This is a genomic window from Actinomadura harenae (assembly GCF_003696215.1).
GTDB classification, from domain to species: domain Bacteria; phylum Actinomycetota; class Actinomycetes; order Streptosporangiales; family Streptosporangiaceae; genus Spirillospora; species Spirillospora harenae.
This window is the reverse complement of the sequence record NZ_RFFG01000259.1, coordinates 1-1,684: the sequence shown is the minus strand read 5'-3', so window position 1 is coordinate 1,684 and position 1,684 is coordinate 1. Positions and strand designations below refer to the sequence as shown.

The following is a 1,684-nucleotide window of genomic DNA, read 5'->3' as shown; positions in this document are numbered from 1 at the left end:
CGCCCGGCGGATCCGGCCCGGCCGGTGCGGCCGGTGAGGGACGGTGAGCGGCGTGCCCGGGACGCCCGGGCCCGCGATCGCCGTCGTCGGCGCCGGATGCCGGTACCCGGACGCCACGTCCCCCGCGCAGCTCTGGGAGAACGTGCTGACGGGGCGCCGCGCGTTCCGCCCGCTCCCGCCCGGACGGCTGAACCTCGGCGACTACGCGGGCGGCGGACCCGACTCGACGAACGTGCGGTCCGCCGCCGTCCTGACCGACTGGACGTTCGACCGGGCGCGGCACCGCGTGTCCGGGGCGAGCCACCGCGTCACCGACCCGGTGCACTGGCTGGCGCTGCAGGTCGCCGCCGAGACCCTGGAGGACGCCGGGTTCCCCGGCGCGCGCGGCCTGTCCCGCGACCGGGTCGGCGTGGTGCTCGGCAACTCCCTGACCGGCGAGTTCAGCCGTGCCGGGCTGCTGCGGCTGCGCTGGCCGTACGTCGCCCGCGTCGTCCGGGACGCGCTGGCGGACGGCGGCCTCGGCGGTGCCGAGGCCGCCGCGCTGATGACCCGGCTGGAACGGGAGTTCAAGGCGCCGTTCCCCGAGCCGACCGACGAGAGCCTCGTCGGCGGGCTCGCCAACGCCGTCGCGGGCCGCGTCTGCAACCACTTCGACCTGCGCGGCGGCGGCTACACCGTGGACGGCGCGTGCGCGTCGTCGCTGCTGGCGGTGACGACGGCGTGCGCGGCGCTCGCGTCCGGCGACCTGGACCTGGTGCTGGCGGGCGGCGTGGACGCCAGCCTCGACCCGTTCGAGCTGGTCGGCTTCGCGCGCCTCGGCGCACTGGGCTCCGCCGAGATGCGGATCTACGACGCGCGGCCCACCGGGTTCCTGCCCGGCGAGGGCTGCGGCATGGTCGCGCTGATGCGGGCCGGGGACGCCGTGGAGGCGGGCCGCGTCCCGCTGGCGGTGATCCGCGGCTGGGGCGTGTCGTCCGACGGGAGCGGGGGGCTGACGCGGCCCGCGCGCGAGGGCCACGTCCTCGCGATGCGCCGGGCCTACGCGCGCGCCGGGTTCGGGCCGGACACCGTCGCGCTGTTCGAGGGCCATGGCACCGGGACCGACGTCGGCGACCGGACGGAACTGGAGGCGCTGATCGCCGTCCAGGTCGGGCGGCGCCTCCCGCCCGCCGCGCTCGGCTCGATCAAGGGCAACATCGGGCACACGAAGGCCGCGGCCGGGGCGGCCGGGCTGCTCAAGGCCGTGATGGCGCTGCACCACCAGACCGTCCCGCCGACCGTCGGCTGCGAGACCGAGCACGAACTGCTGCGCGCTCCGCGGGCGCCGCTGCGGACCGTCCGCGAGGCGGCCCCCTGGCCGGACGCGCCGCTGCGCGCCGGGGTGAGCGCGATGGGGTTCGGCGGGATCAACACCCACGTCGTCCTGGAAGCGGCCGAGTCACGGAAGCCGCCGCGCGCGCGTCGCCTGCCGCAGGGCGCGCTGGACGCCGAGGTGTTCGTGGTGGGCGCGGCGTCCGCCCCGGCCCTGGCGGAGAAACTGGAACGGCTGGCCGGGCGCGCCGACATCTGCGCGCTGGCCGAACACCTCGACATGGCGGCCGCCCTGGCCGCGAGCGCGCACGGCAGCGCCGGGGCGGACCTGGCCGTCCGCGCGGCGCTCGTCGCCCGGACACCCGCCGAGCTG

1 protein-coding gene is annotated in these 1,684 nt (G+C 78.0%); it reads left to right on the top strand.

Features of this window, described 5'->3' with window-relative positions; translation table 11 throughout:
- Window positions 1–43 precede the first annotated feature (43 nt).
- Window positions 44–1,684: polyketide synthase (locus EBO15_RS43340; protein ID WP_147481944.1), on the top strand; the 1,641-nt coding region annotated here is incomplete at its 3' end.